Source organism: Nitrospira sp. KM1, assembly GCF_011405515.1.
In the GTDB taxonomy this organism is placed as follows: domain Bacteria; phylum Nitrospirota; class Nitrospiria; order Nitrospirales; family Nitrospiraceae; genus Nitrospira_C.
Genome location: NZ_AP022671.1, coordinates 1,858,926 through 1,874,729, shown reverse-complemented (window position 1 = coordinate 1,874,729; position 15,804 = coordinate 1,858,926). Strand labels below are relative to the sequence as shown.

Below are 15,804 nucleotides of genomic sequence, written 5' to 3'. Positions count from 1 at the left end.
CGTTTCACCTCATGCGATGGGTAGCTGTGGCAGCGGGAAAATACTTGCCGCGTTGTTGGCAATTCAGCTTGTACGCCTATAGGCACACAGGCAGGTAGCCCAATCCTGTTCATTTCTTGCCTAATTGTCCGAGCGTTGAGAAAACGAGATTGTCCGGCGAAGCGGGCCTTTGTAAGATACAGATCTGATAATCCTGGATGGAAGACCTTCCGTGCGCAAGCAGCCGGTCGATCAGATGCGTGAGAAGAAAAGTATGGCAATGGGACTCGACTCGCTGCGGAAGAGCCTGGCGCGATGGACTGAACAGGGCGATCAGCTTACGACCTCAATTCCAGGATTATCATTGTTTCGGCGGGATGCGCTCACACTCCCTGCGAGCTATATGTACGAGCGGAGCATCTGTTTGATCGCACAAGGGACCAAACGAGTGGTGCTCGGAGAAGAGGTGTATGAGTACGACCCTCACCATTATTTGATCACGTCCATAGATCTGCCGGCCGTGTGCCAGATCATCAAAGCGAGTCGGCCGAGCCTTACCTGAGTCTTCTTTTGAAGCTTGATCGCTGTGAAATCTCGCAACTCATGGTGGACAGTAACGTCCCCGTGCCGCGTGCGCGACACTCAAGCCGCGGCATGGCGGTGGGCGAGGTCACGCTGCCTCTCCTCGCCGCGTTTCAGCGGTTGGTCGACCTGCTTGATGAGCCGAAGGATATTCCGATTCTTGCGCCGATCATCCAGCGCGAAATCGTGTACCGGTTACTGGCCGGTGATCAAGGTGCGCGATTGCGGCATATGGCATCGGCGGGAAGTCAGAGCCACCAGATCACGCGGGCCATTGATTCGCGAGGAGTCGTTTCACGGAGCCGTTACGAATTGAAGACCTGGCCACCCAAGTCAATATGAGCCCATCAACCTTTCACCATCATTTCCGAGCACTGACAGCCATGAGTCCCTTGCAGTATCAAAAATGGCTGCGCCTGAACGAAGCGCGGCGCTTGATGCTCATCGAATATTCGGATGCTGCCAGCGCGGCGCTCCGAGTCGGCTATGAAAGCCCCTCCCAATTCAGCCGAGAGTACAGGCGCTTATTCGGCGCGCCGCCGTTACGCGATATTGCAAATTTGCGAACGAGCGAGTGACCCGCAACGGCCCCCCGGTCGTATTCTTTCATACTTGCCAACGAGCCGGGCAGACCGTGAGTGGCATGACGATGACCGCCACGGCGGGGATGTTCCGGATCAGGAGCAGGCTCAAACAGGATCTCAAGACCCAAGATATCCGGCAAAGCCAGTTCGAGCACGACACAGTCCGTGCGGTGAGCCCGACATCCCCGATTAGGCAACTATTTTTGAGATGACACGTGATTGTTCGTGCTGCCGGAGGAGTAGACGGTAAATGAATTCAAGGGGGGAAGTGATGTAGGCCGTGACAATCCCAGCTTCTTCATGCGGCTCCGCAACGTACTCGGATTGAGGCCCAATCGGTGAGCGGCTCCGAGCGGTCCGTCAATACGCCAGCCAAGGTGTTCGAGCGTGGTGAGAATGTGGCGGCGTTCCGAGTCGTACAACGTGACGGCTTGTTCAGCGGTGGCCTCGTGCTTTGGGGCGGGACCCAGCGCATGCTCGTCGATTTCGACGCGATGAGTCTTCGTGAGAATGGCAGCCCGCTCAATGACATTCTGAAGTTCACGGATATTCCCCGGCCAGTCGTAACGCGTGAGCTGCGTCAATGCCGAATCGTGAAACTCCAGGTTTCGTCGGTTGAGTCTCTTTCGATAAATCTGAAGAAAGTATTGGGCAAGAAGCACAATATCCTCCCGGCGCTCCCGCAAAGGGGGCAGTGTGATGGGAAACACTTGCAGTCGATAGTATAAATCCGCACGGAACCGCTTCTGGGCCACGGCTTCGGCGAGATCGGCATTCGTCGCTGCGATCACACGGACGTCGACCCGGACCGGCTTCACTCCTCCGATGCGATCGACGTGGTGGTCCTCCAATACCCGGAGGAGTTTCGCCTGTGCCTGCAACGGCATTTCCCCGATTTCATCGAGGAACAATGTTCCCTCATGAGCCAGTTCAAAGCGACCCTGGTGCCTCTGCACGGCTCCGGTAAATGCCCCCCGCTCATGTCCAAACAATTCGCTCTCGACGAGGCCGCTAGGGAGGGCGGCGCAATTGAGCCGCACAAAGGGTTTGTCGCGCCGAAGGCTATTTTCGTGGAGGATGCGCGCGGCGAGCTCTTTCCCAGTACCGGTCTCCCCCATGATTAAGACCGTCGTCGTTGTCCCAGCCACCGCCTGAATTTGCGCCTGCACTTTTCGCAGCCCCTCGCTCTGGCCCAGCATGAGCCCTAAATTGTATTCCTGCTTGATTTCTTCGGTGAGGTAGGCATTCTGCTTGGCAAGCTGCTGACTCATCTGATGGAGCTGCTCGTAAGCCTGAACGTTCTCGATGGCATGCGCGACTTGAATCGCAATCTGTCCCAAAAACTCCAATGTCTCGGCATCCGGCTGGCCTGAAGCCATGCTGCCGATATTGAGGGTGCCAAGACAGTTTCCGCGAGTCATGAGAGGCAGGTTCACCATGCAGCCGAGACCTTCTTCCGCATAGTACTGGTCTTCAAAGAACACCTGCTGCCGTTGCAGGTCCGGCCGAACGTGCGTTCGACGATGGTCATAGACCCATCCCACCGCGCTGCCGATTCTTGGAATGATGGCGCCGCGCTGAAGCAGCGGCTTCGGTATGGCGGTCTCCAAAGCGTGGAACCGAAATCCATCTTTTTCTGGAATATAAAGCAAAACTCCCGCCCGTTCCCAGGACACGACCTCCTTGATATGCTCGGTACAGGCTTGCCACAGGCTATTCATCTCGCGCTGTGAGTTGAGCACATTCGCAACTTCGAGTAAGGCGTGATATCGGCGATTGGTTTCACTCACGGTTACCTCGGTCTTTTGAATGGACGAATAATGATGAAGAACGCGCGAACGTGTGCGAATTGTAATGCCGCACAATCTTAAGGTACTACGAACTTGCTACTACTGATAGAGCAGGCTATGTGCCCAAATGAATTATGTTTCAGGCCGGCCAGCATGAATTGGAGGAGATAACTCTTCCTTGTCGATCCCTATGATGGTATTTGTGCATTGGGTTTTGGGTGCAGTCACTACCTTGGAAAGGATCCGTGTCTGAAATTGAAACAAAATCTTTAGTATTTCGGTCGTGAGACGACTGCTACTATCTCAAGACCCGCGCGACGACGTGTGAGGGATCGCGACCCGTCACGAGCATTTCACACACCGCCACATCGGCTGTTCCATTCGGAAGAGTAATTCTTCCAGATAATTCACAGCGTTGCTTCTTTTTGACTGGAATACGCATATCGGCACAACGTTTGCTCAGTGTGTCGGTCATCAGCCGGTTCTGCTGCGCGAAACAAAAAGGAGGGTCATATGGAAGACATGATGACAACGCTTGCGGTTGTAGGCGGGCTCGGTGCCCTTCTATTTGCATGCATGAATATATGGCTTGTCGGAGCTCCGGCACAGAGCGAACAGTCCGTTAGGCTCGAGCGAATGAACATGAGAAGCCGATAGCGATACGCCAGCGTGATCGGTGCAAAAGGAATCTCATCAGGAGGATCGTATGCCATTATCACGCAGGCGGTTCTTCAAGATATGGGCCGGCTCCATTGCTGCCGTCGCGGTAGCGGACAAAGTCTTGGCCTTGACGGCGCTGCAGCCGGTCATCGAGGCGGGCAATCCGTTCGGTGATTGTCCGGATCGCTCATGGGAGCGGGTGTATCACGACCAATATCGCTATGATTCTTCATTTACGTGGGTTTGCTCACCGAATGACACCCACGCCTGCCGCATCCGCGCCTTCGTCCGCAACGGCGTCGTCATGCGCGTGGAACAGAACTACGATCATCAAACCTACGAAGGTCTCTATGGCAACCGCGGGACGTTCGCCCGTAATCCGCGGATGTGTTTGAAGGGCTTCACCTTCCATCGCCGCGTCTACGGCCCGTATCGCTTGAAGGGGCCATTGATGCGGAAAGGGTGGAAGGAATGGATGGATGCCGGCTCGCCGGACCTCACGCCGGAAACAATCTGACATATTGATGGTCCTCGGTTTCACTCCTGATGGTTCTCCCATTCCTCGAGTGGGTACAATTAATACTGCCGGTGCCGATGGCAACTGTGAAATAAGAGTTATGTTCAACGGTCACTCCGGCCTGCTGTCTGAGTGTTCCAACATATGCCCTCACAAATGCGATATGCTGTAGCCTTAGATTGCAAATGGATCACATGCCGGCCTTGCGAGGGCGTAACGAGCTGTGATCACTTGTTTCGATAATGGTGCCGTCCACAGGGCGGGAACTCATCTTTTCAATAGTAAACTGTAAGGGAGTGGCCAATATGCAAATCTCCTCCTGTCTCCTCCTAGGCTCTGCCATCCTCATGTTCGGGGTCACTGCAACGCCCGTGATTGCCGACGAGGCTGATTCAAAGAAACCGTTGCCGACAATACCAAGCATAACCTCTTCTCAGGCCGATAACGCCTTTCTGGTAGTGACGTCGGACTACATCATTGGTCCTGAAGATGTTCTCGAAATTACTGTTTGGAAAAATGCTGAACTTTCTAAGCAGGTTCAAGTCAGACCTGACGGAAGAATCTCTCTTCCATTGCTGGGTGATATATCTGCGGTAGGTAAGACGCCGGCCCAATTGACCGAGGAGATATCCTCTCGACTGAAGGCGTATATAGAAACTCCTACGATATCGACCACGATAAAGGAAGTGCAGAGTTACCAAATCTATGTGCTTGGAGAAGTGGACAAGCCGGGAAAGTATCCTCTGAAAAGTAAGACTACGCTGCTGCAAGGAATTACCGTTGCAGGCGGCTTGACGCAGGTAGCTGCCAGAAACAAAATCGTGATTTTCCGCTTTACCAAGGAAGGACAGACAAAATTAAGGGCGAGTTACGACGATATCGTCGTTCGAGACGGTTCAAAGCAGAATATCGAACTGAAGCCGGGGGACCAGATCGTCGTTCCGTCGGAAACGATGGTCGTACTGCCCAGCCGGTAGATTATGCGTAACATCGGATCATTTTCCCGCGCCCCAAACAACGGAACCTTTCCTGAGGATTCGGCACACGTCCCTGATTCTAGAGTGATGGCAAGCCTCAAACTCCCTGGTTGATACTTTACAGTACATGACCTCGTTTATCTGCGAACGCTCTTATCGAGCAAGATCCTCGCCCCACTTTCTGCATCTGTCCGCTAACCATGACGCAGTCCGCGTGAAGGGTGCCATGAGCCTGGTGACTGCTGCTGATAGTACTCCTCTCACGCTGACCCCCACGAGATAGATGCCGGACCTGTCGGGGACTATTGCCGCTTCGTCACAAAGGCGTCTCGAAGACCATTGGTGTCTCCGACATCCGGTATCAGATTCGTCGCATCGGAAAAATATGCGACGTACGTTCCGTCGCCGCTGAGCGCCGGGAAGATGCTCTGATTGTTTCCGAGTGCATTGTTGCTCCCGATCGAGGCCCGCTTGAACGTACATGACCCGCTTGGCGGCGTCCCAAAGTCCACCGAGCAGCTCCGATCGACGATGTAGATATCCCGCACTCCGTTCGTGTCCGGAGACGCGGCGTCATAATTCGTCGCCGTCGTATCGAAGGCGAGGAGCTTTCCATCGCGACTGATCGATGGAAAGATACTGTCGCCGTCGCCTTGATTCAACGCCAGGTTGACGATCAGCTTGGGGGCGGGCGTGGACGCATTCGTGTCCACGACGAAGATGTCTGAGAACCCATTCGAATCGCCGCTGACTAAGTTGCTGGCCTCGGATGAAAACGCGATAAATCTGCCATCTCCGCTGATCGATGGACCAAAATTGTTCCCGTTTGCTGCGGTACCACCCGGCGCAGATGAAATTTTACGCAGCGCCCCGGTCCCGACCGTATAAACAAAGATATCGCTGACCCCGTCGGCGGTATCCCCTGCGATCAAATTTTCTTTCGCTGAAGCGAACGCGACGAACCTGCCGTTGCCGCTGACACTTGGGCTTCCTGCAAGCCCTGCCGGGGGACCTCCGACCCCAGGGGTCAGGCGCGTCAATGTGGTCGATCCTGTGTACAGATACACATCCGCTTCGTCATCCGTATCGCTCGCCGCAAGCTGTCGAAGCGATCCGAACGCAATCACCGAGCCATCATCGCTGATCGACGGATCAAAGCTGTTGCAATCGGGGTTCGGGTTCGGGCAGGGGGCTTCTCCACTCGCTAACTGAGAGATCCGTACGGTTGTATTCGCCGCCCGATTACGCACGAAGACGTCGCGCGATCCATTCGTATCCCCGGCGACCAGATTGTTGGCAAAGGAGTCGAACACGACAACGTTGCCGTCCTGGCTCACGGTCGCCACGATACTGTTTTCATTGCCGGGAGTGCCCGTGGAAGACACGGAGACCATTTCGACTAACCCGGTCAGGCGGTCATAGAGGTAGACTTGGAGCTTCCCTCCGGGATTCAGTCCCGGGGTCAGATTACTCGCGGCCGAATCGAACACCACGTACCGTCCGTCCGCGCTGATTCCTGGATCGAAGCTTCTCGCATCGGCCCCGCTGGCACCATTGGCTTCGGCCACCGGCCCCGGCGTGGTGGTCGCATTCACAACCGAAGCCCGAAAGGTCGACCCCAGCGTGGTCAGTTTCAGATCTTTCGTGGTCGACCCGCCCTGGCCGGTCACCTTCACCGAGAACGGGAACTGCCCCTCTTGGGTTGGAGTGCCGCTCAACAGACCGGACGATTGCAATGTCACTCCGGCCGGCAACGAGGTCTGAGCGGTGGTCAATTCCCATGTGAAGGGACCGGTTCCAGAAGCATTGAGCTGCAAATTCAGAGGTTCGTTGACGCCACCCTGGTTGACGGAGGAAGTCACTGTTGGGGCCACAGGGCCGGCGGGTGCAGGTCCGGAAGGGCCGGAAGGGGCGGAAGAATCATCTCCACCGCTGCTGCAGGCGGCTTGTACAATATACACGATCGCGAGTAAGACGGTGAATATCGAATTTCGCCTGAAGAGCATGATGACTTTTCCTTGGTTTAATAAGTTGAGCGCATATCCACGTTTATGAACTGCACGGGAATGAAGCTACGGCTCGCATGCGTTGCTTTGTCCAACAAGGGATTTCGTGTACTAAACAACCTGCGATTACCGGCGCGGCAGTCAGAAGCCGGTTGCACGCACTATTTGGGATCACACGCCAAGGTGTAGCGGCACTGAGGTCGGTAGCGTGATGCGTTCGCCGACTAGACAGGTAAACACGAAGGACGGCTTAAAAGTCGGGCACCGTCATTCTCCTGAACGAGACGACAACGGAACATTACGAAAAAGCCACAAGAGAAAGCAAGTAGGAATACGTGTCTTGCAAAAAATTCCATCGAGGTGAAGGATCACGGTCAGCGGCTTACGGAAGTATCTTCAAGCGATCGCCTTAATGGTTCGACGAAGTGATTTGTCCAGCAGAAAAAGGTGGCAGGTCGCCTAAACAAGATGCCTCAACGTCGAAAGTTTCGGTGCATGCTTCCCGGGCTTGACCGAATCCTGCGTCGGATATAGCATTTCTTCATCATCGGTGTTCTCACGACACAATGAATCTTGTCGTAATCGGTAAGGCATTCCCATTCTTCTCTGGCGATTCATCTACAACATCTTCGTGCGAGACTCTATTTGATCTCTCCAGCGGATCTGCAAGGATCCGGAGCCTTGTCGGCTCATGCAACATGTCGAAACCGGAAGGGAGTGACGTGGATATCCCGAGAGGGGCCGGAAGGGTAAAAGGAGGAACTGTATGAACAAGCTGATCGTATTCCTGTTTCTTGGCGGTCTCATGCTGGCTGTGGCCGACCTCGCTCAGACCCGGGCGGGTTCTGATGCGGTTCCCGACCAGGAGTTTCTTCTTCAAATGATCAGAGCGAACAAGAAAACGTTGATAGTCAATAATATGGAACTTACCGACGGGGAAGGGAAGCAGTTCTGGCCTCTGTACGAAGAGTATCAAAAAGAGCTGGAGCAGTTGACTGGGCGGATGGATAAAAACATCAAGGAATATTCTACAGCGTTCGTCAAGGGTCCCATTCCGGACGAGACCGCCAAGAAGCTTCTGGACGAAGCGCTGTCCATCCAGGAGGGTGAATTCACACTCAACCGCGCCTATGCGAACAAGATCGGCAAGGTGCTACCCTGGGCTAAAACCGCTCGCTATCTGCAGCTGGAGAATAGGATTCGCGCAGTCTTACGGGCGGAAACGGCGGAACTCCTTCCCCTTGCCTATTGATCGGCGATCCAGAGATGGCCTGGTCAAGGTCTCCCGTTGAATCTCTCCTTTGTAACCTGAAAGATTTTTCTCCATTGGTGTTCCGCATGGCTTTGAAACCTCAAGTCATTATCTTGATTGGCGTATCCGGATCGGGAAAAACCACCATTGGATTTCGCTTGTCTCGCGTATTGGGCTGGGAGTTTCAAGATGCGGACGACTTACACTCTGCCGATAATCTGGACAAGTTGACACGTGGTCGAGCATTAACAGACGAGGATCGAAGGCTCTGGTTGAAGGCGATCAGGCAGGTGATCATCGGATGGGTGAAGCAGGGCCGGAACGGTGTCTTGGCCTGCTCGGCCTTGAAAGCCGGTTACCGGAAAACCATGATCGAGGGCGCAGCGGACCATGTCCGGTTCATCTATCTCAAAGGGGATTTTGCGCTCATTGAAAAACGATTGGCCCTGCGGAGAGGACATTTCATGAACCGCAACCTGCTGGCCAGTCAGTTTGAAACGCTTGAAGAGCCGGTCGACGCCGTCACCGTCGATGCCGATCATACGCCGGATGAGATCGTCGCACATATTCGATCGAACCTGAGTCTTTGAAAGATTGGGGGGCTCGAAGGTGTCGCGTGCCCGTTGGTGCTGCGCTTGATGGGTGCTTATGACTGTGATTTTGCGAGAAAACCCTGAACCAACTTGGCAACTTCCCCGGGCTTTTCCAGTGCGACCATGTGACCGGCGTCATCGATAATCGCCATCTCCGCACCTGGAATCTGTGTCTCGATGAAGTCCGCTTGAGCGGGCGTTGCCGCAGGGTCTTCACGGCCTGTGATGACGAGCGTCCGTGTCTTGATCTTGTGGATCTCTCCGCTGATATCCGTTCGATTGATGGTTGCCAGTGCCGCGGCGAACATTCCTGCTGCATCTTTTGTACGGATCAGCTCGCCTCTGCACCGGGCAATCAAATCAGGACATTCTTTAAACGTGCGTGCGGCGAAGAGGAGTTTCAGCGCGGGGTCTGCGATATCTCCGCGATGCCCGTCGCGAAACATTTTCCACAGATGCAGGGTCGCCCCTTTGATCTGAGAAGGGTCCGGCCGCGCACTCGTTGCCACAAGGATGAGCGAATCGAGGACGTCGGGATGCGCGAGGGCCAGACGCATGCCGATCATTCCGCCGATCGAGCAGCCCAACCAGGCAGGGCGCTGCAAGTTCAGTTGCTTCAGCAAAAGAGAGAATTCTTCGGTGATGCCCTCCAAGGTCATGTCCAGCCTGTATCCGCTTTGCCCGTGGCCATGGAGTTCCAATGCCACGATATGAAAATCGTCCTTGAGCGGACCCAACAACTCATCGTACACGTCGCTGCTCCAGATAAGTGAAGGCGCGAACACGATCGTCGGGCCGTTGCCGTTGCCGGACTCCCGATAGTTGAGAGGGATGCCGTTGACGTGGACGATCGACATGGACTCCTTTTCCTTCACGGTCATCACCGCGCTGTCGTGGAGCTATGATACTCCCGACAGGCACTCCGGACGCAAGTCATCAAAAGTCGAAAGGCTGCGAGAGATGCCCGGCCTCGTGTTCTGAAAGAGAGGCGCCATTCAGGCACGGGCAGGAAACGATTCCGGAGCTTGGTTAGCCCGAGGTGGTCGTGAATTCTCAGGCGCTTCCGGTCAGGACGCGCGCCATCTCACAATACATCCGATCGGCTAAAGGCTGCAGATTGACGCAATCTGCTTCGTTGTAAGCCACCACGCGCTCCCGTGCCAGGGAATCTCCGCCATAGCGCCAGCGGTTCCACAGACAGACGGCATCATGTCCGGACAGCCCTTGCAGATCGGTCCTGCGTTGTATGGAGCATTGGCGTTCAACCGCTTTGAGCCCTCCGCGATATCCCAGCCGCCGGGCGAGCCGGCAGAGATCGATGTGTGGCTGATCCAGCGGCAGGGTAGGGAATTGATTCAGCAACATCGGGAGATCGAAGCTCGCTCCATTGAAGGTCACCAGCAGACCGTACTCGGTTAATTCGTCGCACAGTCGGCGTCGCGTCAGTGATTCCCCGCGAACCAACGAGAGGCAGCGTCCGCGGCCATACAACCCCACGACGGTGATGCGGCCCGACGAGTCGGTTTCGATGTCGAGAAAGAGTGTTCTGGATCGCAGCCACTCGTAGAGCCGCCAATGTTCGTTTCCTGGAAGTGTGACGCCGAAATACCTCGCGTTTTCCCGTGTCCGATGGTAGTGAGCCTCCAGCAGCTTCTTGTCCCATAACGTTTTGCGGGTCGCGCTGATTCCCGCAATGGACGGAGTGCCAAGAAAATCATTCCACGAACGGATGCCTTGCCGCCACAATCGTCGTTCTGTCGTGCGGCCGATTCCTGGAAGCAGACAAAATGACGATTCAATCATGGCGCTCCGCCGATCTCGTTGAAGCCTGCGTGATCAGGTACGCATCATCATTTTATGGCGGCCGATCCGCGATTGAGTGACGGCCGCTGACCCTGTAGCGCCTCTTCGTATCGAAGTTGCATGATCTCTCGAAGGAACAATTCCAGCTCTTCGGTCAGCAATTGGATCTGGGCTTCCAGGGTTTCCAGCATCGACGCTCTGGCCCGCAGATCTGTTGCGGTATAGACCCCTCCAGGTCCGAAGAATAAGGGGATGCGTTGCGACTGGACTGAGGACCCTTGCTCTCCAAGACGGCCTTGCTGCTGCCAGGCATTGACCACTTCGCCGCGTGCCGTCGTCTCAGGTTCTTTATGACGGGCTTGGAGGTATCGCCAGACGGCCGGTGAAATGACCGCGGATTGTTGGGGATTGTCCCATACCTCTTTCAGAAGGTTGCGCTCGTGATGAAACTCCTGTTTGGACGTCGCAAAGAGCGCCGTTCCTCCGAACACGGAGGCCAATACGCCTCCTGCCAATGCCGCCGCGTCGCTTGCCGTGCTGGCTCCTCCGGCCAATCCGATTCCACCCGACACGGCCGCTGCCACCCCGCCGACAACGATTGAAACCAGCGTCAGTTTTCTGACCATGGCGGCGTCGATCTCTTCCATACGGTCGGCAACCTGGTCTGCGCGGTCGCGTTCGCACACAATCTCGGCCACGGCCGACGACACCTCAAACATCGTCAGCAGCAGACGGTCGGTCAATGCCTGCCGCAGTTCCAAATATGCGATGCTTCTGGTTTCTCCGGCGGATTGAAGCTTCGACATGCTGGACAGAATCGGCATCACGTCCATCACGCTTGCGACTTCCAGCGCCCGCGGAGACAACGGAATGTCCGTCTCGACCTCCGGCGGGGCGGCGGAGTCGTATTCCTGAGCCCGTGAAAAGGAGACGGGGGTCGCTGGGGTGCAATGACGCTCAGAGGCTGTGGTGTGATTGGTCGAGGGAATGAGAAAGGAACACCCCGTCGCCGTGCTGAACAGCAGTGCGGCAGATAGATGAAGCGACGGTCTCAGTCGTCGCCCCGGGTGATCCCAACCGGGAATTGCCCTCATCGCGGACGATCTTTCACCGGCATCATGGTGTCATCGGAACGGCCGTTCGAATGTAGATTGAGATTCTCCGACGTCGGCCATTCTAACCAAGGCGACGCATGTGTACCACTCACAACTTGAGGCATTGCTGGAACGTCGTAAATGAAGGTACTTGGCCATTGACCGGCGGTCCGGAGACTGGTGTATGCGATTGTTCAGATTTATGAGGATGAGATGGGCGTCAGAGCCGGGATCTTCAACGTCCTCATGGCATGACGGATGACCTCCAGCGCAGCAGGACGTGTGAATCCTCTTCGCCAGGCCAGTCCGATCCGACGCTGAGGGACGGGCTTGATGAAAGGGACGGCGACAAGACGTTTGTGCTGATATTTGGCCGTCAGCGCGCTGGTCGGCATCACCGTAATGCCTAATCCAGAAATCACCATCTGCCGGATGGTTTCAAGAGAGTTGCCCTGAATGCCTTCTGCGTCTGATCGGCTTAGATCCGGGCAGCTATCCAGGACCTGTTGACGGAAGCAATGGCCGGCATGCGGCAGAAGGACGTCCTGTCCGGACAATTCTCTGGCATCCACTTCGGAGCGTTTCGCCCATGGGTGGGTGACGGGAACAACCATTTTAAAAGGTTCGTCGTAGAGCGCTTCCGAGATGATGCCCGGCTCTTCGAAGGGAAGCGCGATGAGGATGACGTCCAGTTTTCCGCTTTTCAGCATGCGGGTCAAATTGGCAGTCAAATTCTCTTCGATTTCGAGCGGCATCTGTGGCGCCCGCTTGTGCAGGGCGGTCACGAGGTCCGGCAGGATGTACGGGCCGACGGTCGATATCGCTCCCAGACGGAGCCGGCCCACCAGCTGATTCTTTCCTTGTGCGGCAATCAGAGTGATCTGCTCCGCTTCCTCCAGAACACGCTGGGCTTGTTGGACGATCTGTTCACCCAGTGGGGTGAGCGTCACCTCACTTTTCTTACGTTCGAAAAGCGAGGCATTCAATTCTTCTTCCAGTTTTTGAATCGCCAGACTGAGGGCCGGCTGGCTGATGAAGCATCGCTCGGCCGCTCGGCCGAAATGGCGTTCTTGCGCGACTGCCACGATGTAGCGAAGCACCGTGAGTGTCATGACAGGCTGATCTTGGAATACATGATAAGAAATATAAATCACAGTTAGAAATATAATCAATTGTACTTATCGCCATGCAGCCGGTAAAATCCAAGCGTACCTCACAAAGCAAGGCGCGAGGAGAGTGGGATAAAAGAGAGGAGGAAGTCATGAGCACCTTATCCACGAACAAACGAGAGTCATATTTTAAAAATGTTTTGGGAGCGGTCTTTGTGGTTATGCTGATGAGCGGATGCGCACTGGGCCTCGATCAAGCCACTGAAACGCCACATGATGAGGTGGTAAAAGGAATGTCGCAGAGAGAGGCGGGGGATTCGGTATTTAAATACCGATCGCAGGCGGCAGAACTGCGCTCCATGGCCGCTCGCTATGAACTCGAGGCGCAACAGTTCATCCGGCTACGGGGAGAGGGCGACGAGCAGGCGAGACGTAGCCTCGACAATGCAAAAGTCCTCTGGGCTGCGGCGGATGAGGCGGACGAGTTGGCTCGTGAATACCGAAGCCAAGTGCCTCATGCGCAAATCAATTAACTAGCGGTAACCGGCGGCAATCGTCAATTCTTGGAGGGAGGAGCTTATGGGGCCATTCACGTCGAGATCACAGGTTGGAAGATTCACCGTTGGAGTCGGCAGCATCGCCGGGCTATTGGCGCTTCTGTGGGCTTCCGGAGCGCCTCTTGCGGGTGATTCGGTCTCACGCGGTGGGCCACAACCGGTCCGGCAGGATGGCGGGTACCAACTAAAGCTTCCCTTCGGTCTTGAAGAGAGCGCCGTGGTCATTCCCGACGACAACCCGTTGACCTCGGAGAAGATCGAACTCGGACGGCAGCTCTTCTTCGACAAGCGCATGTCGACAACGAATAAGATTGCATGTGCGAGTTGCCATCTCCCGAATCTGGCTTTTACGGATGGGCAACGGGTTTCATCCGGCATCAAGGGTTTGAAAGGCAATCGAAGCGCTCCGACGTCCCTGAACCGCGTGTTCAGCAAGGGCCAGTTCTGGGACGGGCGGGCGGAGACATTGGAAGCACAGTCGATCGGACCGTTCACCAATCCGGTCGAGCATGGATTCGCGGATTACGATCAAATGCTCGTGAAGCTCAAGAAGATCAAAGGCTATCAAACGGCGTTCAGGAACGTCTTCGATTCCGACATTACGATGGAAAACGTGGGAAAGGCCATTGCCAGCTTTCAGCGGACCATGTTGTCGGGAAATAGTCCCGCCGATCGATTCGACATGGGAGGCGAGGAGAATGCCATCTCACCGGAAGCGCAAAAGGGGTTGGAGTTGTTCCGTGGGAAGGCGCGCTGTGTCCGATGCCACTCTGGATTCAACTTTACCGATGAGAAGTTCCATAATCTTGGAATCGGCTGGGACGACAATACGGTGGATCTCGGACGATATATGGTGAGCAAGAATCCCGAGGAGATCGGCGCATTCAAGACCCCGACGCTTCGCGAGATCAGCCGGACTGCTCCCTATATGCATGATGGACGTTTCGCAACACTCGAAGCCGTCGTAGACTTTTATAATCAGGGAGGCATTGCCAATCCCCATCTCGACAATAATGTGATCGCTCTGGAGTTGACGCCGGAGGAGAAAAAGGCTCTCGTTGCGTTTCTCCACACCTTGAACGGGGAAGGCTGGCAGAAAATTGCGGCCCCCAAGACATTTCCGCAATAGCGCCGTACACAGGCATGGGCGGGAAATCCTTTGAGCCGTGGGCCAAAGGATCTCCCGCCTGTAGCTGACCTCCCGTTCCCGGTTCCACCATGCCTATTCGTGCGCTCGACCCCAGATTCGACCGGCTCGTCCCCCACGACACTCTCATCGAACAGATTGCCGATGGTTTTACCTGGACCGAAGGACCTGTGTGGGACAGGCGCACAGGAGTGTTGTTGTTTTCCGATATCCCCTCAAATACCGTCTATGCATGGAAAGATGGCCGCGGCACCAGACCGTTTTTGAAGCGAAGCGGGTACAGTGGGGCAGCTCCGTTTCGCGGGAAAGAGCCCGGATCGAACGGACTGGCCTTCGATACCAAGGGTCGCTTGGTATTGTGCCGGCACGGAGATCGCGAAATCGGCAGGTTGGAACAGGACGGACGCATGTCGACGCTGGCGTCCGGCCATGGCGGCTATCGATTTAACAGTCCCAATGATCTGGTCTTCCGATCCAACGGGGACCTCTATTTTACCGATCCGCCTTTCGGGCTTCCCGAGACATTTCACGATCCGGACAAGGCGCCGATACAGGGAGTCTACCGGCTCACGCCTGAAGGCGCCGTCACGTTGATTGTTCACGACATATTCGCGCCCAATGGCATCGCCTTCTCGCCGGACGAAAACATTTTGTATATCTCCGACGTCGATCCGAATCGCTCGGCATGGTTGGCCTATGATCTGAAGGCAGACGGTACGGTGTCGAACGGCCGCGTATTTTTCGACGCGGCGCGTTGGCATAAGCAGCCGTTTTCTGGACCGGACGGACCGGATGGATTCAAGCTGGATCGAGACGGAAACATATTCGGCTCGCGCTACGGCGGGCTGAGTGTGATTGCTCCGGATGGGACGCTATTGGGTACCGTTGAAACGGGAATGCCGTCGTCCAACGTGGCGTGGGGGGAGGACGGGCGGACGCTGTTCATGACGGGTGGTTCGTCCGTGTATCGGCTCCGAATCATCGCACGAGGGGCGGGCTGGTGAGCGGATCATTCCGGCCATGCAATCATAAAACAGCCTGATTCATTGCGGTCCGCGTCTCATACTTCGATGGAGAGATTCCCCGTCGGCTTGACTATGGATTTCCCGCAGACTAGGCTGCGCCAATCGTCGTCTGCAAATTGTTTCAACGCG

The 15,804-nt window shown here is 55.6% G+C and carries 14 protein-coding genes and 1 pseudogene; 8 read left to right on the top strand and 7 right to left on the bottom strand.

Annotated features, from left to right (window positions below; all coding sequences use genetic code 11):
- Positions 1 to 253 precede the first annotated feature (253 nt).
- Positions 254 to 1,139 (top strand): annotated as a pseudogene (locus W02_RS22100) (AraC family transcriptional regulator N-terminal domain-containing protein).
- 203 nt (positions 1,140 to 1,342) lie between these two features.
- Here W02_RS22100 and W02_RS08505 read toward each other — a convergent pair.
- Positions 1,343 to 2,935: a sigma 54-interacting transcriptional regulator gene (locus W02_RS08505; protein WP_232068688.1), complete on the bottom strand. Its 1,593-nt coding sequence runs from the start codon at positions 2,933 to 2,935 to the stop codon at positions 1,343 to 1,345.
- Between the two features lie 298 nt (positions 2,936 to 3,233).
- Positions 3,234 to 3,410: a hypothetical protein gene (locus W02_RS08500; protein ID WP_173046707.1), complete on the bottom strand. Its 177-nt coding sequence runs from the start codon at positions 3,408 to 3,410 to the stop codon at positions 3,234 to 3,236.
- 231 nt (positions 3,411 to 3,641) lie between these two features.
- Here W02_RS08500 and W02_RS08495 point away from each other — a divergent pair, with 231 nt between their 5' ends.
- Together W02_RS08495 and W02_RS08490 are read left to right on the top strand one after the other, a co-directional pair.
- Positions 3,642 to 4,112 carry a hypothetical protein gene (locus W02_RS08495; RefSeq protein ID WP_232068687.1) on the top strand — a complete coding sequence of 157 codons (471 nt, stop codon included), beginning with the start codon at positions 3,642 to 3,644 and terminating at the stop codon, positions 4,110 to 4,112.
- Between the two features lie 347 nt (positions 4,113 to 4,459).
- Positions 4,460 to 5,089, top strand: a complete 630-nt coding sequence (locus tag W02_RS08490) for a polysaccharide biosynthesis/export family protein (protein WP_173046705.1) — start codon at positions 4,460 to 4,462, stop codon at positions 5,087 to 5,089.
- 302 nt (positions 5,090 to 5,391) lie between these two features.
- Here W02_RS08490 and W02_RS08485 read toward each other — a convergent pair whose 3' ends face one another.
- Complete coding sequence (locus W02_RS08485; RefSeq protein ID WP_173046703.1) at positions 5,392 to 7,095, bottom strand: PD40 domain-containing protein; 1,704 nt, start codon at positions 7,093 to 7,095, stop codon at positions 5,392 to 5,394.
- A 766-nt stretch (positions 7,096 to 7,861) separates the two neighbouring features.
- Here W02_RS08485 and W02_RS08480 point away from each other — a divergent pair.
- Both W02_RS08480 and W02_RS08475 read left to right on the top strand, forming a co-directional pair.
- A complete protein-coding gene (locus W02_RS08480) occupies positions 7,862 to 8,347 on the top strand; it encodes a hypothetical protein (protein WP_173046701.1) in 486 nt (161 codons plus the stop codon).
- A gap of 86 nt (positions 8,348 to 8,433) precedes the next feature.
- Positions 8,434 to 8,937, top strand: a complete 504-nt coding sequence (locus W02_RS08475; RefSeq protein WP_173046698.1) for a gluconokinase — start codon at positions 8,434 to 8,436, stop codon at positions 8,935 to 8,937.
- Between the two features lie 56 nt (positions 8,938 to 8,993).
- Here the strand turns inward: W02_RS08475 and W02_RS08470 are convergent, their stop codons facing one another.
- The 4 genes from W02_RS08470 to W02_RS08455 all read right to left on the bottom strand — a co-directional run bounded on the left by W02_RS08470 (position 8,994) and on the right by W02_RS08455 (position 12,949).
- The gene (locus W02_RS08470; RefSeq protein WP_173046696.1) at positions 8,994 to 9,797 is read right to left on the bottom strand and encodes an alpha/beta fold hydrolase; all 804 of its coding nucleotides are present in this window, start codon (positions 9,795 to 9,797) and stop codon (positions 8,994 to 8,996) included.
- 196 nt (positions 9,798 to 9,993) lie between these two features.
- On the bottom strand, positions 9,994 to 10,743 hold the full coding sequence (locus W02_RS08465) for a ribonuclease H-like domain-containing protein (RefSeq protein ID WP_173046694.1): 750 nt from the start codon (positions 10,741 to 10,743) through the stop codon (positions 9,994 to 9,996).
- A 47-nt stretch (positions 10,744 to 10,790) separates the two neighbouring features.
- Entirely contained in the window at positions 10,791 to 11,837 is a 1,047-nt protein-coding gene (locus tag W02_RS08460) for a hypothetical protein (protein WP_173046692.1), read from the bottom strand.
- Between the two features lie 200 nt (positions 11,838 to 12,037).
- Complete coding sequence (locus W02_RS08455; RefSeq protein WP_173046690.1) at positions 12,038 to 12,949, bottom strand: hydrogen peroxide-inducible genes activator; 912 nt, start codon at positions 12,947 to 12,949, stop codon at positions 12,038 to 12,040.
- A 149-nt stretch (positions 12,950 to 13,098) separates the two neighbouring features.
- Here W02_RS08455 and W02_RS08450 point away from each other — a divergent pair, with 149 nt between their 5' ends.
- From W02_RS08450 to W02_RS08440, 3 genes are all read left to right on the top strand, one after another.
- Positions 13,099 to 13,479 (top strand): hypothetical protein, encoded by a 381-nt coding sequence (locus W02_RS08450; protein ID WP_173046688.1) that lies wholly within the window; start codon positions 13,099 to 13,101, stop codon positions 13,477 to 13,479.
- A gap of 46 nt (positions 13,480 to 13,525) precedes the next feature.
- A complete protein-coding gene (locus tag W02_RS08445; RefSeq protein WP_173046686.1) occupies positions 13,526 to 14,632 on the top strand; it encodes a cytochrome-c peroxidase in 1,107 nt (368 codons plus the stop codon).
- Between the two features lie 89 nt (positions 14,633 to 14,721).
- Complete coding sequence (locus W02_RS08440; RefSeq protein WP_173046684.1) at positions 14,722 to 15,654, top strand: SMP-30/gluconolactonase/LRE family protein; 933 nt, start codon at positions 14,722 to 14,724, stop codon at positions 15,652 to 15,654.
- Positions 15,655 to 15,804: the final 150 nt, after the last annotated feature.